Below are 22,161 nucleotides of genomic sequence, written 5' to 3' on the forward strand. Positions count from 1 at the left end.
TTCTCCACTCGACGCATCGTGACGAGCGAAACCAGCAGTTCACCCGCCGGCGGCGGGGAGGATCATTCAAACCTCCTCGCCGCCCTCGGCGTAGATATCGAGCCTTCGCTGCTCACCCTTGCACTGACTCACCGCTCGTATGCGTATGAGAACGGTGGCCTGCCAACCAACGAGCGCCTCGAGTTCTTGGGCGACGCGGTACTCGGAGTCACCATCACCGAACGCCTCTACTTCGCGCACCCGGACAAACCGGAGGGTGACCTCGCGAAGATCCGGGCCAGCATCGTCAACATGCACGCGCTCGCAGGGGTGGCCCGCACTCTCGGTGAGGGTGGTCTCGGTGCACATCTCCTGCTCGGCAAAGGCGAGGAGCTGACCGGAGGACGGGACAAGCCGAGCATTCTGGCCGACGGTATGGAGTCGATTCTCGGCGCGATCCATGTTGAGCATGGCTTCGAGACCGCGCGCCGAGTCGTGCTCACCCTCTTCAGCGACCTCCTTCAGCGAGCACCGCGCCTCGGTGCGGGTCTGGACTGGAAGACGAGCCTGCAAGAATTGACCGCCGAGCGCGGTGTCGGAGTCCCCTCGTACCAGATCACCGCGACCGGGCCGGACCACGACAAAGAGTTCACGGCCACCGTGCTCGTAGCAGGTAAGCCTCTCGGGGTCGGTGTCGGCCGGTCCAAGAAGGACGCGGAGCAGAAGGCCGCAAGCACGGCGTGGGGTGCGCTGTCCGATTCCGAGTCAGACGAGTCGGACGACGGCGTCAGTGCCTGAACCAGACGCCAGTGCCTGAACTACCGGAAGTCGAGGTGGTCCGGCGCGGGCTCGAACGCCACATCGTTGGAGCCTCGATCGATTTCGTCGAAATTCTGCACCCACGGGCGATCCGGCGCCATCTGCCCAGCGCGGACGATCTGACAGTACAGATCACGGGTGAACGCATATCGAGAGCGGACCGCCGGGGGAAGTATCTGTGGCTTGTTCTCGAACCCAGCGAACTGGCCCTGGTGGTGCATCTGGGAATGAGCGGTCAGATGCTGGTGCAGCCACCGGATTTGCCGATAGAGAAGCACCTACGCATCCGCGCCCGGCTCGACTCCGGGCTCGACCTACGGTTCGTGGACCAGCGGACCTTCGGCGGTTGGGCGTTGGCGCCGTTGGTCGAGGTCGACGGTTCGCTAGTCCCGGACTCGGTAGCTCATATCGCGCTGGATCCGCTGGACCCACGCTTCGACCTCCCCGCCACCGCAAAGATGGTGCGCAGCAAGCACACCGAAATCAAGCGCGTGCTGCTGGATCAGACCGTCGTATCCGGGATCGGAAACATCTACGCAGACGAGGCGCTGTGGCGTGCACGACTGCACGGAAATCGCCGGACCGATCGGATCGGAGGTCCGAAAATCCGTGAATTACTCACGTCTGCAAAGGATGTCATGAGCGAGGCGCTGACACAGGGCGGCACCTCGTTCGACGAGTTGTACGTGAATGTCAACGGCGAATCCGGCTACTTCGATCGTTCGCTGTCCGCCTACGGGCAGGAGGATCGGCCGTGCCCACGGTGTGGCACGGCGATCCGGCGGGAGAAGTTCATGAACCGCTCGTCATACAGCTGCCCGAAATGCCAACCGGCTGGGCGTCGAGGCCCGACTAGCTGACTCGTGCGTGCTTGGCTCTCGTGGGCCGCTCTTCGGTGAGAGGGCGTGCGCTGCCGGGATTATGGCGGGGTGTCTTCTTGGCGTCGAAGTAGTCGCCGCCCTTCCGTCTGACGTCGTCGGTGCCCCACTCGCGGTCCAACGGTGCAGGCACCATCCGCGGAATATGCTTGCGGCAGTGGATGTATGCCTCCTCCACCTCGACGACCACCCATCGTTCGGGGGTCCTGCCCTTCGAATGATTGGCGGGGAGATCCGGGACATCGGCGCGGATGACGTCATCCTCTACGATCCGGGCGGAGCCATTGATGTGCAGCCCGATCAGGTCCTGGACGAAGTCCACGAGAAGGATGCCGACGTGCGGATTCTCCAGGATGTTTCCGAGGCTCGCCATGACGCCGTTGCCGCGGTACTCCGGGTAGGCGAGCGTCTTGGGATCGATGACGTGAATAAATCCGGGCACCCCGGCGCGCAAACTGTTGTCGCACTCGCCGGACGAGTCGGAGGTGGCGATGAAGGCCATCTCTTGGAGGCCGACGAACTTGATCATTGCCGGATTCAGGTGGTCCAGCATCTGATCCGAATAGAACTTCTCGGCACGATCTGAGGTGCCATATTCGAGTTGAAGCTGGCGTTCTCCGGCACTACCGACCTGGCCCATCTAATTTTCCCCGATACGTTTCGGCGTCATTGAACGGTCCACCTTACGACTCTGCCGTGAACGAAGCGAAAGCCGGCTTTGCCCGTTCGACACGTCACTGCCGACTGCCCACTTACCCGGCGTCGTTCACCCCGGTGGCAGGATTGCGCTCATGGCAGAACAAGCTTCAGATTCGACGGCACCCACCTCACTGTGGGTCGAGCGGACCGGAACCCGCCGCTACACCGGCAAGAGTTCACGAGGCGCTGAGGTCCTGATCGGCTCCCAGGATGTTGCGGGGGTGTTCACGCCGGGAGAGCTTCTGAAGATCGCGCTCGCTGCTTGTAGTGGCATGAGCTCGGACTTTCCGCTGTCTCGGCGCCTCGGCGACAACTACGACACCACGATCCGGGTATCCGGCGACGCCGACCGCGAGGACGAGGTGTACCCGCAGTTGGACGAGGTGATGACGCTGGATCTGAGCGAGCTGGACGCTGACGCCCAGGAGCGGCTGGTTGCGCTGGTGGAACGGTCGGTGGACAAGGTCTGCACGGTGGGACGAACTCTGAAGGCGGGTACAAAGGTGACGTTGACCATCGAGGCGGACGAGTGATCCGGCGCGAGTTCGCCGCATTGGCCGGAGGTGCCGCGCTCGGAGTGAGTGTGCTGGTTGCCGCGCCAGCGTCGGCGGTGCCGACCATGTCGGCGTCGGCGGTGCCGACCATGTCGACAGCGGCGGTGCAGTGCGCACCCTGGTCTGCGTCGGAGGTGACGTCCGGGGCGGGGGTTCTCGAGAACCTGGCGTTCGACGGCCAAGGCAACATGCTGGTCTCACGGACGGATCTGCTCGGTGGGGGAGCGCTCGATCGAGTCAGCCCTGACGGAAGTGTGACCCCGCTGGTCCCGGATGTAGACGCACCTGGCGGGATCGCGGTGGACGGTGATGACGTCTACTTCGCTACCGGCAACTCGATGATGGCCGGCATCACAGGTACCGGCAACGGGACAGTGGACGTCGTGAGCCTCGGCTCGGGTGAGAAACGCACCGTGGCAGAGGGGTTGGTGATGCCGAACGGTCTCGTCCGGCTGAGCAACGGGGACATCCTCACCTCCCGGAATCTGGGGTCGGTGACCGGGATAACCCACATCCCGGCGGCCGAACCTCACACGCCCGAAGTGGTGCGTACCGACCTGGGCACAGTCAACGGACTGGCTGTTCACGACGGCAGTGTCTACACGGTGACGACTTTCGACGCGACCACCGTGCTGCACATTCTGCGTGCGGACGACTTGGGCGGTCCCGTGGTGTCGGTCGAGTTGCCCGGCTTCGGCCCACTCAACGCAGCCGACGATCTGACCGTCGGACCGGACGGGATCGTCTACATCGCCTACAACGTCGGCAGCAAGGTCGTGCGCGTCGATCCCGCAACGGGGGAGAGTTGCGACATCGCCTCTGCTCTGCCCCTACTGTCCTCGGTGAGGTTCGGTTCCGGCCCCGGCTGGAACCCGGATGCGCTCTACGCCACGAGTTTCACCGGCACGATCTACCGGCTGGATCGCTCGTGACCGGCGTGGAAAGAATGACCGCGTGGGTGCACGGGTACGTGCAGGGTGTTGGATTCCGCTGGTGGACCCGTGCACGCGCACTCGAGCTGGGACTCGTCGGTTACGCCGCCAACCAGAAAGACGGCCGGGTTCTGGTGATCGCGGAGGGGCCGCGCGAGAAATTGGAGGCTCTGTTGACGCTTCTGCGTTCCGGCGACACGCCGGGGAAGGTCGATTTCGTCGTCGAGCAGTGGGATCCGGCACGCGGAGACCTATCTGGGTTCGTGGAACGCTGAACCGACGGTAAGGTCGTTTTTCATGCATCTGAAGAGTCTGACGCTGAAGGGTTTCAAATCTTTCGCGTCGGCAACGACTCTACGGTTCGAGCCGGGGATTACCTGCGTGGTGGGACCGAACGGGTCCGGCAAGTCCAACGTAGTCGACGCGCTCAGTTGGGTGATGGGCGAGCAGGGTGCGAAGGCACTACGCGGCGGCAAGATGGAAGACGTCATCTTCGCCGGCACCGCGGGTCGCGCACCACTCGGCCGCGCCGAGGTGACGCTGACCATTGACAACTCCGACGGTGCCCTACCGATCGACTATTCCGAGGTGTCGATCACTCGGAGAATGTTTCGCGACGGTGCCGGTGAATACGAGATCAACGGCAGTTCGTGTCGGTTGATGGACGTGCAGGAACTGCTCAGCGATTCCGGCATCGGCCGGGAAATGCACGTGATCGTCGGGCAGGGCCGATTAGCAGCGATCCTGGAATCGAGGCCCGAGGATCGGCGTGCGTTCATCGAGGAGGCCGCGGGTGTCCTCAAACATCGCAAGCGCAAGGAAAAGGCCGTCCGCAAGCTCGAGGCGATGCAGGCCAACCTGGCGCGCCTGACCGATCTGACCGCCGAACTGCGACGCCAGCTCAAGCCGCTCGGTCGTCAGGCCGAGGTGGCGCGTCGCGCTCAAACGGTGCAGGCAGACCTCCGCGACGCGAAACTTCGGCTTGCCGCAGACGATCTGGTCGCTCTACGCGAGGAGTTTGCGACCCAGGAGCACGACGAGAAAGTGGCGCGGGAGCAGCACGATTTCGTCACCGCGGCACTCGACGAGGCCAATATCGAACTCGGACAGCACGAGCGAGAACTGTCGAGGCTCACTCCGGGAGCGGAAGCCGCCGCGCAGACCTGGTTCCAGTTGTCGGCGCTTGCGGAACGAGTGAACGCGACGATCCGTATTGCGCGCGAGAGGGCACGCCACCTCGATTCCGAGCCCGTGGTGAACCGTGGTCAGGACCCGGACGAGATGGAAGCTCGTGCCGATCGAATCGCCGCGGAGGAAATTGAACTCGTCGAAGCCGTCGAGATTGCGCGTGCGGCGCTCGATGCAGCCAAGGAACAGCTGGCGCACGGGGAGCAGACTGCCGCAGAGGCCGAACGGGCTCACATGGAGGCCGTTCGAGCTATCGCCGACCGTAGAGAGGGCCTCGCCCGATTGTCGGGACAGGTCGACACCTTGCGAAGCCGGGCCGATTCGGTTGACGCCGAGGTCGCAAGGTTAACCGCCGCGATCGAAGATGCGCGCCATCGCAGCGACGTAGCCCAATCCGAATTCGAAGTGGTTCAAGAAGAGATAGGTGCCCTCGACGCCGGAGAACTCGGGCTCGATTCCCAGCATGAGCACGCTGTCGAGGCGCTGCGCCTGATCACCGAACGGGTGACCGAACTCCAGACCGAAGAACGAGCAGCCGGTCAGGAGGTGGCGTCGCTGCGAGCTCGAATCGACGCACTGTCCATGGGACTCGAGCGCAAGGACGGTCCCGGGTGGCTCGTCGAGAACCGCGGCGCGGACGGGATCCGAGGGCCGATCAGTGGACTCATCACAGTCGAGAAGGGCTACGAGGCTGCCATCGCGGCGGCCATGGGATCGGCCGCCGACGCTGTAGTCGCGGAATCACTCGATGCCGCCCGCGGCGCGGTCACTGCACTGAAGGAGACCGACAGCGGCCGGGCAGCTCTGGTCATCGGAACCGATCAGGCCCCACCTGCCGGCGGACACCTGGACCCCGGCGTCCGGTGGGCTGTGGACGTCGTCGACTGCCCAGCCGAGCTGCGAACCGGGCTGTCCACGCTGCTGAGTGGTGTCGTCGTGGTCGATTCCCTCGACGACGCCGTCGAGGCCGTGCGGCGCCGACCGGACCTGCGTGCCGTCACCCGCGCGGGAGACCTTCTCGGCGCGGGCTGGATGAGTGGCGGCTCGGATCTTCAGCCCAGCACCCTCGAAATCCAGGCTGTGGTGGATGATTCGGTGCGGGAGCTGGCACGCGCCGAACGTCATGCCGAGGAGTTGTCTGCAGCACTGTCAGGTGCCATCGCGGAACAGGCTGCCCGCCAGGAGAGCGCCGAGCAGACACTGGCCGCGCTGAACGAGTCGGACGCTGCGATGTCAGCCATCTACGAGAGGCTTGGCCGGCTCGGACAGGCTGCCCGGGGTGCACAAGCCGAGTCGGAGCGCCTGATCGCTCAACGGGAAAAAGCTGAAAGCGGTCGCGGCGAGACGCTGACCGCGCTGGCCGAACTCGAAGAGCGGCTTCGCATCGCTGAACAGGATGGGTCATCAGCCGATTCCGACTCGGGTGTCTCCGATTCGACGAGCATCGAGCGTGAAGTTGCGTCGGCAGCGCTTGCCGAAGTTCGAGCCGTGGAGATGGAAGCCCGGTTGAACCTGCGGACCGCTGAGGAACGAGCCGAGTCGGTTCGCGGTAAGGCCGACGCGCTGCGCCGCGCGGCTCAGGTAGAACGCGACGCCCGCGTCAGGGCGGAGCGTGCGATGAAAGCCCGGCAGAACGCGGCGGCGGTGGCTGCGGCGGTCGCCGAGTCCGGGCAGCGGGTGGCCGATCATCTGGCCGAGGTCGTGGAGGCCGCAATGGCCCATCGTGACGAACTTGCTCGCGTCCGTACCGAACGCGCCACTCAGCTCGACCAGGTCAAGGAGCGGGTGCGTGAGCTGACCGGACAACTGGCGTCGCTCACCGACGCAGTTCACCGCGACGAGTTGGCGCGAGCTCAGGCCGCGTTGCGCATCGAGCAACTCGAAGAGTCGATTCTCGAACAGCACGGGATCGGCCTGGATGATCTGATAGCCGAATACGGTCCGGATGTCGCGCTGCCACCATCTCCCCTGGAAATGGAGGAGTACGAGCAGGCCAAAGAACGCGGTGAACAGGTAACGATGCCGGCGCCGATTCCCTACGACCGTGCTACCCAGGAACGCCGTGCCAAACGTGCCGAGAAGGACTTGGCGACGCTCGGCAAGGTCAACCCGCTCGCCCTCGAGGAGTTCGCCGCTCTCGAGGAGCGCTACAACTTCCTCTCGACCCAACTCGAGGACGTCAAGACGGCGCGCAAAGACCTTCTGGGTGTGGTGGCTGATGTCGATGCTCGCATCCTGCAGGTATTCACCGAGGCGTACACCGATGTGGAACGCGAATTCGCGGAGGTGTTCGCCAAGCTCTTCCCCGGTGGTGAGGGAAGGCTGGTGCTCACCGACCCGTCGGACATGTTGACGACCGGCATCGAGGTCGAGGCACGCCCGCCGGGCAAGAAGGTCAAGCGGTTGTCGCTGCTTTCCGGCGGGGAGAAGTCTCTGACGGCGGTGGCGATGCTCGTGGCCATCTTCCGCGCCAGGCCGTCCCCGTTCTATGTGATGGACGAGGTGGAGGCAGCGCTCGACGACACCAACCTGCGTCGTCTCATCGGCTTGTTCGAGCAGTTGCGGGAGAAATCGCAGCTGATCGTCATCACGCACCAGAAGCCGACGATGGAGGTGGCCGACGCACTGTACGGCGTCAGCATGCGCGGCGACGGCATCACCACCGTGATTTCACAGCGAATGCGCGGCCGGGACATGGCGGTCACGCAGGCCGGAGAGGCTGCCGTGTCCTGAGGCCCGATCACGGTCGGAAAAGGACTTTCTCGGACCGACTGGCCGTTTTTTGGTGATGTTTGATACATGATCAACTAATGGACGCTGTTGTCGGCGCTGTCACGAACGTCAACGACGTCTATTGGTACGGCGTAATCGTGCTGCTCGTGGGTCTGGGCTTGTACTTCACGGTCCGGTCACGGTTCGTGCAGATCCGGCTGGTACCCGACATGCTGCGCTCGCTCACCGAGCGCGCCGAGACGCTCCCTGACGGCACCAAGGGGATCTCGGCGTTCCGGGCCTTCTCGATCTCGGCAGGCTCCCGCGTCGGTACCGGCAACATCGTCGGGGTCGGCCTTGCGATCAGCGTGGGTGGGCCGGGTGCCGTGTTCTGGATGTGGGCGATGGCGATCATCGGTGCAGCATCCGCGTTCGTCGAGTCCACCCTGGCGCAGCTGTACAAGGTGCCTGACCGCGACGGATTCCGCGGTGGTCCCGCGTACTACATGCAGTACGGGTTGGGGCGACGGTGGATGGGTGCGATCTTCGCGGTTGTCATCGCACTCACTTACAGTTTCGTTTTCAATACGGTACAGACCAATTCGATCGTCGATGCGGCCTCGACGTCGATCGGGTTCGAGGGGAATGGGCCTGCGGCAGTCGTCGGGGTGGTGGTCGCAGGGTTGACCGCGGCCGTGATCTTCGGTGGTGTACGCCGGATCTCGGGGGTCACGCGGATCGTCGTGCCGTTGGTCGCGGGCGCTTACATAATCCTCGGGTTAGTGGTCGTGTTACTCAATCTCGGTGAAGTGCCACGGATGTTCTCGTTGATCGTCGAGAACGCGTTCGGTGTGCGGGAGGTCGTCAGCGGGGGTTTCGCGGCGGCATTCATCCAAGGTGTCCGCCGCGGTCTGTTCTCCAACGAGGCAGGCATGGGGTCCGCACCGAATGCCGGTGCCACCGCAGCGGTTTCACATCCCGTCAAACAGGGGTTGGTGCAGAGCCTCGGTGTCTACTTCGACACCCTGCTGGTCTGCTCGATGACGGCGTTCGTCATTTTGCTCTCCGAGCCCGAGTACGGCACCGCGGCGGGAGCTTCGCTCACCCAGAATGCACTGGCCGCCGAGCTAGGCGGCTGGACCGTCCACTTCCTCGCGATAGCCATATTCTTCCTGGCATTCACCTCGGTCATCGGCAACTATTACTACGGCGAATCCAACATCGAATTCCTTTCTACTTCCCAGCGTGTGCTGCAAGGCTTCCGCGCACTGGTCGTGCTGTGTGTGTTCGCGGGCGCAATCGGGTCGCTTTCTCTCGTGTGGGAGCTGGCCGATCTCTTCATGGGTGTGATGGCGACGATCAACCTCATCGCACTGCTACCACTGTCTGGTGTCGCATTCGCATTGTTCGCGCATTACTCGCGCCAGCGGTCGCGGGGAATCGATCCGGTATTCCATCGCTCCGATCTGCCGGAGATCCGAGGAGTGCAAGTGTGGGACGAGCCGCAAGGTGCGCGCGAACTCGGTTGACCTGCCCCGTTGAAACCTGACGGGTCACCCCGTCCCAGAGCCTGAAACAATGGCATGGTGACTACCGGAGCCTGGATCGTCCTCGCGGCCGTATTGGCCGTACTGCTCGTCGCCCTCGTCGTCGGCTCGGTACTGTACCGGCGTCGGCAGATCTCCCTGAAGGCGCCAGAGAAGCCCGAACTCGGGACTACCGAGAAGGACCGATCGGGCGGCTATAAGGCCGGTGGCGGGTTCAACTTCAGTCAGGGGCCCACCGCCACGGCCCCGCCGCGGGAACCGGTGCCGCCGCCGGTAGCGGAGCCCCGGCCAACCGTAGAGCCGGAGCGCGAGGCCCGGCCTCCAGAGGCTGAACCGCCGATGCCCGACGCCGGCCCCGCGATCGAGGTGCCAGCCCCGGAAACCGAGGTGGTCCCCGACATCGAAGCCAAGCTCGCGCCGGAGCCCGAGGTCTTGCCCGAGCCCGAGGTTGTCTTGCCGGAGCCCGAGGTCGTCGTGCCGGAGCCGGAGATCGTCGTGCCGGAGCCGGAGGTCCTCTCCGAGCCGGAGGTGACAGCGGTTCCTGAGCCGGTAGCCGAGGCCCCGGTCATCGAGGAGATCGCTCCGACCGAGGGGCGCCTCGGACGTCTGCGTGGACGGCTGTCCCGTTCACAGTCGGCGGTCGGCAAGAGCCTGCTCGGACTGCTTGGAGGCGGCGACCTCGACGAGGACTCCTGGGAAGAGGTGGAGGATACTCTCCTCATCGCCGATCTAGGCACGGCGACGACGACGAAGATAGTTACATCGCTTCGAGAGTTGATGGTCTCGAGGAGCATCCGTACAGAGGCTGATGCCCGGGCTCTACTGCGCGAGGTCCTGATCACCGCTCTGCGACCCGAACTCGACCGTTCGATTCGGGCACTCCCGCACGACGATCACCCGGCGGTCCTGCTGGTCGTGGGGGTCAACGGCACCGGCAAGACCACCACCACCGGCAAGCTTGCCCGCGTTCTCGTCGCGGACGGCAGGCGAGTTGTGCTCGGTGCCGCCGACACGTTCCGCGCCGCCGCGGCAGACCAACTTCAGACGTGGGCCGAACGCGTAGGCGCCGAAGTGGTCCGAGGCAAGGAAGCGGCGGATCCGGCGGCAGTCGCGTTCGACGCCGTGTCCAAGGGAATCGACAGTGGCGTCGACGTCGTACTGATCGACACCGCTGGTCGCCTGCACACCAAGACTGGGCTGATGGACGAGCTCGGCAAGGTCAAGCGGGTAGTCGAGAAGAAGGCGTCGGTCGACGACGTCCTCCTCGTCCTCGATGCGACCATCGGCCAGAACGGCCTTGCCCAGGCACGAGTGTTCTCTGAGGTCGTCGACATCTCCGGTGTGGTTCTCACCAAGCTCGACGGCACGGCCAAGGGCGGCATCGTCTTCCAGGTGCAGCACGAACTAGGGGTTCCCGTGAAGCTCGTCGGGCTCGGCGAGGGCGCCGACGACCTCGCACCGTTCGAGCCGGAGGCGTTCGTCGACGCGCTGCTCGGCTGAAGGTTACTGATGCATCGCTGACCGGTTCCGTATCGCGGAGTGGGCAGCGATGCCATGGGACAAGCTCAAGTGGACGAGATCGTAAGGAACACGCCACTATCGGAGGGTTCCCAGGTGACTTGCGCTGGATGATCGTCGCTCACGCGTGACAGCGCCACAAAACGGGGAGTATTTGGGGCGTTTCAGGCGGTGCAGGCGGGTGGGCCGACCATTCTCGGCGAAAGTTTCACGTTGGAGAGGTCGGACCATGGTCATCCTGGGGTCTGGTCAATCATTCGTCGTCAAACTGGCGGTTGAGGGCGCGGTACCGATTTTTCGCGTATACCTCGACCTCTTCGCGGTGCCAAAGGGGGGTGTTCCCCACCTTGAAGGCTGGCTTCGGGGCCGCGTTGTTCTTACCGGGCCGGTAAACGTAGGAGTGCCAGGTGTTTTTCTTGACCCGCAGGTAGTCGGCGCATTCCTGGGCAGTCCAGAGGTTCCCGATTGTTTCGATCGGGGTATCGGGTGCGGGTTTTTCGGTTGGGTTCATCAGTCGGGCCTTTCTCCTTCGGTAGGGGCGCCCCATGGGGGCGGGTTGGGTGGATCATCCCCGCTCACGCGGGGAGCACTCGAAAGGTGGACAGACGAGATTGCGGCCGAGCGGATCGTCCCCGCTCGCGGGGAGCACGACGGTACCCGAGACAACCGACAGATCAAGGGAGGATCATCCCCGCTCGCGCGGGAAGCACCGGATGCGGGCAACCGTGACGGATTCGGTTCGATTCATCGAGGGCACGGAAAAGGCGCGCACGCACATTCGAGCGACGAAGTTCGCTCCTTCGGGAGCGGCCTTCAGCGTCAGCGGCCTCTCAGTGTCGGCGGAATCGTCTTCTGGGTGCCCCACGTAGGCGGGGTTCTGACGAAGCTCGTGCCGCTCTCAGCGAGGGCTCGGTGATTCCGCGGCATTTGCGCAGGACGCTTTCGGGGACGCGTTCTCGGATAGCAACTTGAACCTGAGGCAGCCGGGGAGCGCACCGTGTGGTAAGTCGGGGGTCTTGCAAGGGCGCGAATGTTCCTTTGCGAAACCTGTACGCAACATAACTGCCTGCCGCGTTCACGTACGCGCAACAGTGCGGTGGCATTTCCGAAACACTGCGAAACCAAGCTTCTCCTGACGACGTACGTGCATCAGCGCGCGACTAGGAGGTAGTGGATGAGTCCCGACGAAGTGTTGGCAAACTCCGGCAATGCTGCATGGATGCTGATGTCAGCATCTCTGGTTCTACTGATGACGCCCGGCGTGGCGTTTTTCTACGGCGGCATGTCGCGGGCCAAGTCCGTACTGAACATGATGATGATGTCGTTCGGTGCGATGGCCGTCATTGCTGTGGTGTACGTCCTGTGGGGTTGGTCGATGTCCTACGGCACCCAGGACATCGGGGGGCTCTTCGCGAACCCCTTCGAGTTCTTCGGGCTGAAGGACACCATCACCGATGCGGACGGCAACTTCATCGCCGGCGCCTTCGGCTATCCCAACGTGATCGACGTGGCTTTCCAGGTGACGTTCGCGATCATCACCACGGCGCTGATCAGTGGTGCGCTCGCCGAGCGCGTGAAGTTCAGCACGTGGATGCTGTTCTCCGGCATCTGGGTCACGATCGTGTACTTCCCGGTCGCCCACATGGTCTGGGGTGGTGGCCTGCTGTCGCACTCGGAGAACAGCCTGGCAGCAATGATGTTCGGCACCGTGGACGACGGGGAGGGCGGCTTGGTCGCCGCAGTTGCTCCGATCGACTTCGCCGGTGGCACGGTGGTTCACATCAATGCAGGTATCGCCGCCTTCGTTCTCGCCCTGATCGTCGGGAAGCGTCTCGGATTCGGTAAGACCCCGTACCGCCCGCACAATCTGCCTTTCGTGATGCTCGGCGCTGCGCTGCTGTGGTTCGGCTGGTTCGGCTTCAACGCCGGTTCGGCTTTCGCCGCCGACGGCAACGCCGGACTGGCTTGGGTCAACACGACGTCCGCTACTGCCGCCGCCATCCTGGGTTGGTTGCTTACCGAACGGATTAGGGACGGTCGCGCCACCAGCCTCGGTGCTGCCTCGGGTGCCGTCGCCGGTCTCGTCGCCATCACCCCTGCAGCAGGTTCACTCAGCCCTGTCGGGTCGCTCATACTCGGCGTGATCGCCGGTATCCTCTCGGCACTCGCCGTCGGACTGAAGTTCAAGTTCGGCTACGACGACTCTCTCGACGTCGTGGGCGTGCACCTGGTTTCCGGCCTGTGGGGCACCGTGGCGATCGGTTTCTTCGGAACCCAGACCGGTTTGTTCTACGGTGGTGACTACAAGCAGTTGGTCGTTCAGATCGTCATCGCAGTGGTTGCGCTGGTCTTCACCGGAGTCCTGACCGCGATCATCGCGCTTGCCCTCAGACCGCTGGGCTGGAGGGTCTCTGCTGAAACGGAGTCCGTCGGCATCGACGAGGGTGAACACGCCGAGACCGCGTACGACGAGCTCGCAAACGCTAAATGATAAGAGTGGACACCGGGTACAGCAGAGTTCGGGAAGGGACAACGAAATGAAGCTGATCACGGCAATTGTCAAGCCGTTCACGCTCGAGGACGTGAAGTCGGGACTCGAACAGGCGGGCGTGCTCGGCATGACCGTCAGCGAAGTCCAGGGCTACGGCCGGCAGAAGGGCCACACCGAGGTGTACCGAGGAGCGGAGTACTCGGTCGACTTCGTACCCAAGGTCAGGGTCGAGGTCGTCGTGGACGACGCGGCGGTCGACAAGGTGGTCGAGGTGATCGTGGAGGCCGCCCGCACCGGGAAGATCGGTGACGGCAAGGTCTGGGTCACGTCAGTCGAGTCGGTTGTCCGGGTGCGTACCGGGGAACGCGGTGCGGATGCACTCTGACCCAAACGGGTTCGGCAAGTCCGGTCCTGGTTCTGCCACCAAAGCGGCAGGGCCAGGACCGCTTGCGTCTGGCGGCTCCGACGAGGCGGCGTACCTGGCCCGCGCGCGTCGGCAACTGCTCACCGGGGTGAGCCAGTCCGGGGTGGAGTCGCCGAATCCCGCAGGCCCCAAGCAGCGACTCGATGCGGCGGGCCTGCGCGATGCTTTGGCCGATCTGCACGAGTACTGGCTGGCGACGAAGGGTGCCGAGATCGGCATCCGACACGACAGTGGCTTCGCGCTCGTCGCCGTCGGTGGGCTCGGTAGGCGGGAATTGCTGCCGTACTCGGATCTCGATCTTCTGCTGTTGCACGAGGACATGGATCCTGCGGTTGTCTCACAGGTGGCCGACCAGCTCTGGTATCCGTTGTGGGACGCGCACATCAAACTCGATCACAGCGTCCGTACCGTCCCCCAGGCCCTGCATGTGGCGGACACGGATATCACGGCGGCTCAGGGCATGCTCGAGGCCCGCCACATCGTCGGTGACATCGAACTGACCGATCTGCTGATCAGTGGCGTTCGCAGGCAGTGGCGCACCGACATCCGCAACCGCTTCGACGAACTGATCGCACAGATGAAGTCGCGTTGGGAGCGCAGCGGCGAGGTCGCCCACCGCGCAGAGCCTGATCTGAAGAGCGGTCGTGGGGGGTTGCGGGACGTACAGTTGCTGAACGCCCTGTCCATCGCACAGCTCACCGACGGCATGCCTGGGCTCGGCCCCGACTCGCCTGGTGGCGGTTTGGCTCTCGCGCATCGCCGGCTTCTCGATGTTCGCACCGAACTGCACAGAGTGGCTGGACGTTCGCGCGATCAGCTCCACGCGCAGGACGCCGACGAAATCGGGGCCGCACTGCGGGTCGGAGATCGTTTCGACCTTGCACGCATGCTGAGCGAGGCCGCGCGCACCATCAGCTATTCGGTGGACGTCGGGGTGCGGACAGCGGCCAATGCCCTTCCGCGCCGTGGCCTGGACCGGATCCGTCGGCCGCCTGTGCGACGCCCTCTCGACGAGGGTGTGGTCGAGCACGCAGGCGAGGTGGTGTTGGCGCGCAACGCGAGACCGGCGAAGGATCCAGGGCTGGTTCTGCGGGCCGCAGCGGCGTCCGCGACGACCGGCATGCCGTTGTCGGCGTCCACACTGAATCGCCTGGCCGACAGCGCCCCGGAACTGCGTGAGCCATGGCCCAAGGAAGCTGTGAACGACCTGCTGGTGGTGCTCGGGTCAGGTAATCGAGCCATTTCGGTGATCGAAGCGCTCGATCGGACCGGACTATGGGGCAGGTTGCTGCCTGAGTGGGGCGCCGTGCGGGATCTGCCACCTCGGGACTCGGTGCACACGTGGACGGTGGATCGCCATCTCGTCGAGACCGCAGCGTACGCAAGCGGTTTCACGACCAGGGTTGCCCGCCCAGACTTGTTGATGCTGGCTGCCCTGCTGCATGACATCGGCAAGGGGCGCGGCGGCGACCACAGCGTGGTCGGTGCCGAATTGGCCAGGCAGATCGGTAAACGACTGGGACTGTGGCCATCCGACCTCATATTGCTGACGGCTGCCGTGCGGAATCATCTGTTGTTGCCCGACACAGCGACGCGCCGCGACATCGACGATCCCGAGACCGTAACCAGGGTTGTGCAGGCCCTCGATGGCGACGGCGTGCTGTTGGAGTTGTTGCACGCACTGGCAGAGGCCGATTCACTGGCCACTGGTCCGGGTATGTGGGGGGACTGGAAGTCCTCTCTCATCGGAGAACTCGTGCGGCGGTGCCGGTCGGTCATTGCGGGTGAGGCCCTTCCCGCGCCGGAACCGATCGACCCCGAGCATGCCGCTCTTGCAACCACGGGCGGCATACACGTCACGCTGTATCCCGCGGACAGCCCGCACACCTATGTGGTGACCGTCATCGCACCTGACGAACGGGGTCTGCTGTCGAAGGCAGCAGGTGTTCTTGCGCTGAACTCTCTGCGGGTCCACTCCGCATCGCTGGGCAGGGCCGAAGGCTCGGCGGTGGACTCGTTCGTCGTATCGCCGAGGTTCGGAACGCCGCCGCAGGCAGGTTTGCTCCGGCTGGAGCTGATGCGCGCGTTGGCAGGCGACTTGGACCTGCTCGAGACTCTCTCGGTCAGAGAGGAGGAGGTTCTCGAGAATCAGCGGGCTGCGGCAGAGGAGGAACGCGGAGAGTTCGCAGTTCCCATGCAGTACGCACAGGCGCCGCCGCGGGTCTTGTGGTTCGACACCAGCTCACCTGGTGAGAGCATCGTCGAAGTTCGGGCCGAGGACCGGCCGGGTCTGCTTTCGCGCCTGGCCGACGCGTTCGACAGGTGCGGCGTCGACGTTCTGTGGGCTCGCGTGAGCACTCTGGGGTCGTCGGTAATCGACTCGTTCTGTCTCGCCCTCGGCGATGGTGAAACTCAGAGCAGAAGAGAAGAAGTCGAGCGCGCGATTCTGGGCGTTGTCCCGCTGACGAAGCCGAAGATGCAAGAGGACAGTGGGGTGCAGTGATCACCGGGGCGCGAGCGGCTACGCTGGTGCCCGAGAATGTCCATCGCACACTCGTACGATTTCAGGAGCCTAATCGGTGTTCGAATCCCTTTCCGACAGGTTGACCGGTGCCCTCAAGGATCTTCGTGGCAAGGGTCGTCTTTCCGGTGCCGACATCGATGCTACGTGCCGTGAGATCCGGCTGGCTCTGCTCGAGGCAGACGTCGCGCTGCCCGTGGTCCGAGCGTTCATCGCCAAGATCAAGGAACGCGCAAAGGGCGTCGAGGTCTCGGCTGCGCTCAACCCAGCCCAGCAGGTTGTCAAGATCGTCAACGAGGAACTCGTCGGGATCCTCGGCGGCGAGACGCGTCGAATGGCCTTCGCCAAGACTCCGCCGTCGGTCATCATGCTCGCTGGTCTGCAGGGTTCGGGTAAGACGACGCTTGCAGGCAAGCTCGCGAAATGGCTGCGCGACCAGGGGCACACCCCGCTGCTCGTGGCATGTGACCTGCAACGCCCCGGCGCGGTCGGCCAGTTGCAGATCGTCGGTGAACGTGCGGGGGCTACGGTGTTCGCCCCGCATCCGGGCACGTCCGTCGGTGGCGGCGAGAACGAGTTGGGCGTCAGCGCAGCCGATCCGGTCGAGGTAGCCCGCGCCGGCGTGGAGGAAGCGCGCAACAAGCAGTTCGACGTCGTCATCGTCGACACCGCGGGACGCCTCGGTATCGACGCCGACCTGATGGCGCAGGCTGCGGGAATTCGTGACGCCGTGAACCCGGACGAGACCATCTTCGTCCTCGACGCGATGATCGGTCAGGACGCGGTCACCACCGCCGAGGCGTTCCGTGAAGGTGTCGGATTCACCGGTGTCGTGCTCACCAAACTTGATGGCGACGCGCGCGGTGGCGCCGCGCTCAGCGTCCGTGAGGTCACCGGGCAGCCCATCCTGTTCGCGTCGACGGGCGAGAAGCTCGAAGATTTCGACGTCTTCCACCCCGATCGGATGGCGAGCCGCATCCTGGGAATGGGCGACGTGCTCAGTCTGATCGAGCAGGCCGAGCAGGTCTTCGACCAGAAGCAGGCCGAGGCCACCGCTCAGAAGATCGGTACCGGCGAGCTCACCCTCGAGGACTTTCTTGAGCAGATGATGGCGGTCCGCAAGATGGGGCCGATCGGCAACCTCCTGGGGATGCTTCCAGGCGCCGGTCAGATGAAAGATGCCCTCGCGAACGTCGATGAGAAGCAGCTCGATCGGGTGCAGGCCATCATCCGGAGTATGACCCCCGCCGAGCGCGAGAACCCGAAGATCATCAACGCGTCCCGCAGGCTACGTATCGCGAATGGTTCGGGCGTGAAGGTGTCCGACGTCAACCAGCTCGTCGACCGCTTCTTCGAGGCCCGAAAGATGATGGCTGCGATGGCTGGGCGCATGGGTATGCCAGGTGCCCGCAAGCCACAGCGCAGCAAGAAGGGGAAAAAGGGGAAGAAGGGCGGCAAGGGGCCGACGCCGCCGAAGGTCCGCGGAGGATTCCCCGGCGGAATGCCGGGAGGATTCCCGGGAATGCCGCCAGGAGGCCTGCCCGCGGGAATGCCCGACCTGTCGAAGATGCCGAAGGGTCTCGACGAGTTGCCGCCCGGGCTGGAGGACATCGATCTCTCCCAGCTGAAGCTGCCGAAGAAGTAACGGGTGGGGGCGCTGCACTTTCGGGGAACCGGTCTTCCCGACGAGTGCCACGTCGAGCTGTGGGTCGACCAGGGCGTCATCTCGGCCGAGCCGATTCCCGGTGCCGAGACCGTGTGCGAATCGGGGTGGATCGTTCCCGGACTCGTCGATGCGCACTGTCATGTGGGCATCAAGTTCGGCGGCGGCGGCGAGAGCGTGGATGGGTTGATTGCTCAGGCGGAAACCGAGCGCGACGCCGGTGTCCTCCTGATCCGTGACGCCGGCTCGCCAGTTGACACCAGATGCGTCGACGACCGCCCTGACCTGCCGCGCATCGTTCGGGCCGGACGGCACATCGCCGCCCCCAAACGATATATCCGCGGGCTCCCGGTTGATCTGGAGGATGAAGCGCAACTACCGGCCGAGGTGGTCAGGCAGGCCCGAGCGGGGGATGGCTGGGTCAAACTGGTCGGCGACTGGATCGACCGTTCCGTCGGCGATCTCACCCCGCTTTGGAGCGACGACATCCTGGTCGAGGCGATCGAAGCGGCGCATCGCGAAGGTGCGCGGGTCACCGCACACGTCTTCGCCGAAGATGCACTTCCCGGCCTGATCAGGGCGGGCATCGACTGTATCGAGCACGGGACCGGGCTCACCGACGAGACGATCGAACTGATGGTTGCCCACGGCACCGCGCTCGTCCCGACCATGATCAACATTGCGAACTTCCCGCAGATCGCCGATTCCGCAGCACGGTATCCGGTCTATGCCGCCCACATGCGCGATCTGCACTCTCGGCTGAAGGACACCATCGGTGCTGCACGTGAGGCGGGTATTCCGATATACGCGGGGACCGACGCCGGTGGGTCGATTGTTCACGGACGCATCGCCGACGAGGTCGAGGAACTGAAGTCGGTCGGGCTTTCCCCGACAGAGGCTCTCGGCGCCGCATGCTGGGAGGCCCACACGTGGCTCGGTCATCCGGGCCTCGATGCGGGAGCACCCGCGGATCTGCTGGTGTTTCGGCACGACCCTCGCGGTGGTAGCGATGTCCTCGCTGCGCCCGATGTCGTGGTGTTGGGTGGGCAGGTCGTCAAGACCAGGTGATCGGGTTTCACCCCGGCGGGGTTCGTCTGGCAGAATGGAACGCTGTTCGTCGCATCCGGTTACGTACCGAGCGGCGGTCACAGGATAGAGGCAAAACCGGGCGCGCTATTCTTGCGCGCCGCAGAATTGCACGTGACACGTGGGCACACTCGTGTGCGCCCCTGAAGGAGAAGTACAGCAGTGGCTGTCAAGATCAAGCTCACCCGGCTCGGCAAGATCCGGAACCCGCAGTACCGCATCGTCGTCGCAGATTCTCGCACCCGCCGTAACGGCCGTGCGATCGAGACCATCGGTAAGTACCACCCCAAGGAAGAGCCCTCGTTGATCGAGGTGAACTCCGAGCGCGCTCAGTACTGGCTCGGCGTCGGAGCCCAGCCCACCGAGCCCGTCGAGGCGATTCTCAAGATCACCGGTGATTGGCAGAAGTTCAAGGGTCTCCCCGGAGCCGAGGGCACCCTGCGCGTCAAGGAAGCCCAGCCCACCAAGCTCGAACTTTTCCAGGCTGCTCTCGCGCAGGCCGAGAACGAGCCCGCCGCCGAGGCCATCACCCCCAAGAAGAAGAAGTCCAAGGCGGCCGACACCGAGGCAGCCGACGAGGCGGGTGCTGAGACCTCCGAGGCTGCGCAGAAGTGAGTGCCGTCGTCGCTGATGCCGTGGAGCACCTCGTCCGAGGCATCGTCGCCAATCCCGACGACGTTCGTGTCGAGCTGATCACCGGGCGTCGGGGGCGCACTGTCGAGATCCACGTCAATCCAGACGATCTCGGCAAGGTCATCGGCCGGGGTGGTCGTACAGCGACGGCTCTGCGCACGCTGGTCTCCGGTATCGGTGGCCGCGGGATTCGCGTCGACGTCGTCGACACGGATCAGTAGGAGCTCTCGCGAAGTGGAGCTCGTCGTGGGCCGGGTCGCCAAGTCACACGGCGTCAAGGGGGAGATCGTAGTCGAGGTCCGCACCGACGAACCCGAGGCACGCTTCGCCGTCGGTGCCGTGCTGCACGGGCGCAAGCCGCGCGAGCAAGATCTGACTAGCTACACGGTGGAAGCCGCCCGGGAACACTCCGGGCGGCTTCTCGTGCGTCTCGAGGGCATCTCGGATCGGACGACGTCAGATGCCTTGCGGGGCACGCTGTTCGTCATCGACAGCGCGGACCTTCCTCCGTCGGACGACCCCGACGAGTTCTACGACCACGAACTCGAGGGCCTTGCCGTGCGTCTGTCGGATGGCACCGAGGTGGGCACCGTTATCGAGGTATTACATTCTGCTGCAGGAGAATTGCTTTCGATTCGCCGTGCCGGCGAGCCGCAAGGCGAACTCCTCGTGCCATTCGTCGCCGCGATCGTCACTTCCGTGTCCGTGACAGACGGCGTCATCGAAATCGACCCGCCCGAGGGGTTGCTCGATCCCGATTTCGGTGACTCCGCCGACGAGCAGTGAGAGGTTGGAATGCGTCTCGACGTAGTCACCATCTTTCCCGAGTATCTCGAACCACTGCGAACGGCCTTGCTGGGCAAGGCAATCGACAAGGGTTTGATTTCCCTCGAGGTGCACGACCTACGGAACTGGGCGCACGACGTTCACAAGGCCGTTGACGACTCGCCGTACGGCGGTGGTCCGGGAATGGTCATGAAGCCCACCGTGTGGGGTCCGGCGCTCGACGACGTCCTCGACGCGGGCGACAGCGACGCCGACACCCTCCTCGTCGTGCCCACCCCGGCGGGTGTTCCCTTCACACAGGCCACAGCCGAGCGTTGGGCCGGAGAAGAGCGCATCGTCTTCGCTTGCGGGCGATACGAGGGAATCGACCAGCGAGTTTTCGATGACGCCGCTCGGCGCGTGCGGGTCGAAGAAGTGAGCATCGGCGACTACGTTCTCATCGGAGGCGAGGCGGCCGTTCTGGTGATGACCGAGGCGTTTGTTCGCTTGATTCCGGGCGTTCTGGGCAATCAGCAGTCACACCAGGAGGATTCGTTCTCGGACGGTCTCCTTGAAGGCCCGAGCTACACGCGGCCCGCTTCCTGGCGTGGATTGGATGTACCGCCGGTCTTGTTGTCGGGCGACCACGCCCGGGTCGCCGCCTGGCGGCGCGAGCAGGCGCTGCGGCGTACTGCAGAACGACGACCAGACCTGTTGCAATGAACTAATGTTGCGCAGCCCAGTTGTCTATCGCGCCACTGGGGAAGAGCGTTTTGACGACGTCGGTCACGGTGTTCCGGGCGTGCAAAGCGCTCGCGTCCCCCGTCGCATCCGTGGTCGCTGTATCGGGGTAGCCCTGTCGGCCGTCGCTGTAGTGGACGTGCTCCCTGGACGCGACGGCCAGAACGTAGCGGTTGTCTTCGCGGATCACCCCGGTGGACAGGTGGATCCACCTGTATGCCACGCAGCACATCCAGCCCTGCTTCACCCCGAGAACATGCTCGAAGGGTAGTCCGTCCGGAATGCCGAAACGCTGATCGTAGCCATCGGTCCCAAGCGGAGTCGCCGAGCGAAGGTAGCCCAGGAACTCGGCGCTGCGGTCGGGCCCGATTCCGTCCCGATCATCGAGAAGACCGACATAGAACGTCACCAGGTCTGCTGCAGTGGTCTCGGTGTTCCACCACGCGCCGCTCCCGGGCGCGGTGGTGGCGGTGAGTCCGTAGCGGAGAGCGACATCGGGAACGATGTTGCTACCGCCGAGATCGCGCCAGAGGACGTTGGCGGCGTCGTCGTCGGAGGACTCGAGCATCGGCCGCATCAGCTGGTGGTCGTGCTCGGACAGCGGCCGTTGGCCGATGGCGTCGAGGTGGTAGAGCTGGGCTGCGATGAACAGCTTCGACAGTGACGCCGACTCGATCGGCTGGTTGCCCCCCGACTCGAGGTAGCTTCCGGTGGCGCGGTCGAGGACGGCGAGCGACACGTCGGCACCGCGGTCGGCGGCAGCCGCCACAGCTTCCGTGATGCGTTCGGTGAGAGGTGGGACAGTGGAGACAGTCGCGGCCGGGGAGGGGGCCGGGGCGGGCTCGGGACTTCTGGCGGGGGTCGGGACGGCGACAACCGTGTGCGTGTCCGTGGGAATGGTGCCGATGAGTGCCGCGCCCAGCAAGAGGGTAGCGAACGCCAGGGACCAGGTAGGCCTGGACATGAGTTACTCCAGTTAATCCTGAGAACTTCGTGACGGCGTCGCCGCCG

At 64.5% G+C, this 22,161-nt stretch carries 20 protein-coding genes; 17 read left to right on the plus strand and 3 right to left on the minus strand.

What is annotated here, in order from left to right; genetic code table 11:
* Positions 1-18 precede the first annotated feature (18 nt).
* Complete coding sequence (gene rnc, locus AB0I57_RS06325; protein ID WP_358331351.1) at positions 19-777, plus strand: ribonuclease III; 759 nt, start codon at positions 19-21, stop codon at positions 775-777.
* An 11-nt stretch (positions 778-788) separates the two neighbouring features.
* Entirely contained in the window at positions 789-1,658 is an 870-nt protein-coding gene (gene mutM, locus AB0I57_RS06330) for a bifunctional DNA-formamidopyrimidine glycosylase/DNA-(apurinic or apyrimidinic site) lyase (protein ID WP_358331354.1), read from the plus strand.
* On the opposite strand, the gene AB0I57_RS06335 is transcribed toward mutM, so the two are convergent.
* Positions 1,651-2,316, minus strand: coding sequence for a pyridoxamine 5'-phosphate oxidase family protein (locus AB0I57_RS06335; RefSeq protein ID WP_358331357.1), 666 nt, complete (start codon positions 2,314-2,316; stop codon positions 1,651-1,653). The genes mutM and AB0I57_RS06335 overlap by 8 nt on opposite strands.
* Positions 2,317-2,467: 151 nt before the next feature.
* Here AB0I57_RS06335 and AB0I57_RS06340 point away from each other — a divergent pair, with 151 nt between their 5' ends.
* The 6 genes from AB0I57_RS06340 to ftsY all read left to right on the plus strand — a co-directional run bounded on the left by AB0I57_RS06340 (position 2,468) and on the right by ftsY (position 10,808).
* Positions 2,468-2,908, plus strand: coding sequence for an OsmC family protein (locus tag AB0I57_RS06340; protein ID WP_358331360.1), 441 nt, complete (start codon positions 2,468-2,470; stop codon positions 2,906-2,908).
* A complete protein-coding gene (locus AB0I57_RS06345) occupies positions 2,908-3,861 on the plus strand; it encodes a hypothetical protein (protein WP_358333225.1) in 954 nt (317 codons plus the stop codon). Before AB0I57_RS06340 ends, AB0I57_RS06345 begins: the two co-directional genes overlap by 1 nt.
* A 14-nt stretch (positions 3,862-3,875) precedes the next feature.
* Positions 3,876-4,136 (plus strand): acylphosphatase, encoded by a 261-nt coding sequence (locus AB0I57_RS06350; protein WP_358333227.1) that lies wholly within the window; start codon positions 3,876-3,878, stop codon positions 4,134-4,136.
* Between the two features lie 22 nt (positions 4,137-4,158).
* Positions 4,159-7,782: a chromosome segregation protein SMC gene (smc, locus tag AB0I57_RS06355; protein WP_358331363.1), complete on the plus strand. Its 3,624-nt coding sequence runs from the start codon at positions 4,159-4,161 to the stop codon at positions 7,780-7,782.
* A gap of 77 nt (positions 7,783-7,859) precedes the next feature.
* On the plus strand, positions 7,860-9,290 hold the full coding sequence (locus tag AB0I57_RS06360; RefSeq protein WP_358331366.1) for an alanine/glycine:cation symporter family protein: 1,431 nt from the start codon (positions 7,860-7,862) through the stop codon (positions 9,288-9,290).
* A 57-nt stretch (positions 9,291-9,347) separates the two neighbouring features.
* Positions 9,348-10,808 carry a signal recognition particle-docking protein FtsY gene (gene ftsY, locus AB0I57_RS06365; protein WP_358331369.1) on the plus strand — a complete coding sequence of 487 codons (1,461 nt, stop codon included), beginning with the start codon at positions 9,348-9,350 and terminating at the stop codon, positions 10,806-10,808.
* 271 nt (positions 10,809-11,079) lie between these two features.
* Here the strand turns inward: ftsY and AB0I57_RS06370 are convergent, their stop codons facing one another.
* Positions 11,080-11,337: a hypothetical protein gene (locus tag AB0I57_RS06370; protein ID WP_358331372.1), complete on the minus strand. Its 258-nt coding sequence runs from the start codon at positions 11,335-11,337 to the stop codon at positions 11,080-11,082.
* Positions 11,338-12,000: 663 nt separating this feature from the next.
* Here AB0I57_RS06370 and AB0I57_RS06375 point away from each other — a divergent pair.
* From AB0I57_RS06375 to trmD, 9 genes are all read left to right on the plus strand, one after another.
* On the plus strand, positions 12,001-13,317 hold the full coding sequence (locus tag AB0I57_RS06375) for an ammonium transporter (RefSeq protein ID WP_358331375.1): 1,317 nt from the start codon (positions 12,001-12,003) through the stop codon (positions 13,315-13,317).
* 46 nt (positions 13,318-13,363) lie between these two features.
* Positions 13,364-13,702 (plus strand): P-II family nitrogen regulator, encoded by a 339-nt coding sequence (locus tag AB0I57_RS06380; protein ID WP_358331378.1) that lies wholly within the window; start codon positions 13,364-13,366, stop codon positions 13,700-13,702.
* Positions 13,692-16,244: a [protein-PII] uridylyltransferase gene (locus AB0I57_RS06385; RefSeq protein WP_358331381.1), complete on the plus strand. Its 2,553-nt coding sequence runs from the start codon at positions 13,692-13,694 to the stop codon at positions 16,242-16,244. Before AB0I57_RS06380 ends, AB0I57_RS06385 begins: the two co-directional genes overlap by 11 nt.
* Positions 16,245-16,320: 76 nt before the next feature.
* A complete protein-coding gene (ffh, locus tag AB0I57_RS06390) occupies positions 16,321-17,907 on the plus strand; it encodes a signal recognition particle protein (protein ID WP_358331384.1) in 1,587 nt (528 codons plus the stop codon).
* Between the two features lie 3 nt (positions 17,908-17,910).
* The gene (locus AB0I57_RS06395; protein WP_358331387.1) at positions 17,911-18,993 is read left to right on the plus strand and encodes an amidohydrolase family protein; all 1,083 of its coding nucleotides are present in this window, start codon (positions 17,911-17,913) and stop codon (positions 18,991-18,993) included.
* 180 nt (positions 18,994-19,173) lie between these two features.
* Positions 19,174-19,626, plus strand: a complete 453-nt coding sequence (gene rpsP, locus AB0I57_RS06400) for a 30S ribosomal protein S16 (protein WP_358331390.1) — start codon at positions 19,174-19,176, stop codon at positions 19,624-19,626.
* Positions 19,623-19,865, plus strand: a complete 243-nt coding sequence (locus tag AB0I57_RS06405; RefSeq protein WP_358331393.1) for an RNA-binding protein — start codon at positions 19,623-19,625, stop codon at positions 19,863-19,865. The genes rpsP and AB0I57_RS06405 overlap by 4 nt, the downstream gene beginning before the upstream one ends.
* A 13-nt stretch (positions 19,866-19,878) precedes the next feature.
* Positions 19,879-20,430 carry a ribosome maturation factor RimM gene (gene rimM / locus AB0I57_RS06410; protein ID WP_358331396.1) on the plus strand — a complete coding sequence of 184 codons (552 nt, stop codon included), beginning with the start codon at positions 19,879-19,881 and terminating at the stop codon, positions 20,428-20,430.
* 9 nt (positions 20,431-20,439) lie between these two features.
* Positions 20,440-21,132, plus strand: a complete 693-nt coding sequence (gene trmD / locus AB0I57_RS06415; protein ID WP_358331398.1) for a tRNA (guanosine(37)-N1)-methyltransferase TrmD — start codon at positions 20,440-20,442, stop codon at positions 21,130-21,132.
* Between the two features lies 1 nt (position 21,133).
* On the opposite strand, the gene AB0I57_RS06420 is transcribed toward trmD, so the two are convergent.
* Positions 21,134-22,114 carry a serine hydrolase gene (locus AB0I57_RS06420; RefSeq protein WP_358331401.1) on the minus strand — a complete coding sequence of 327 codons (981 nt, stop codon included), beginning with the start codon at positions 22,112-22,114 and terminating at the stop codon, positions 21,134-21,136.
* Between the last annotated feature and the right edge of the window lie 47 nt (positions 22,115-22,161).

The organism is Rhodococcus sp. NPDC049939 (genome assembly GCF_040656415.1).
Classification (GTDB): Bacteria; Actinomycetota; Actinomycetes; order Mycobacteriales; family Mycobacteriaceae; genus Rhodococcus_F.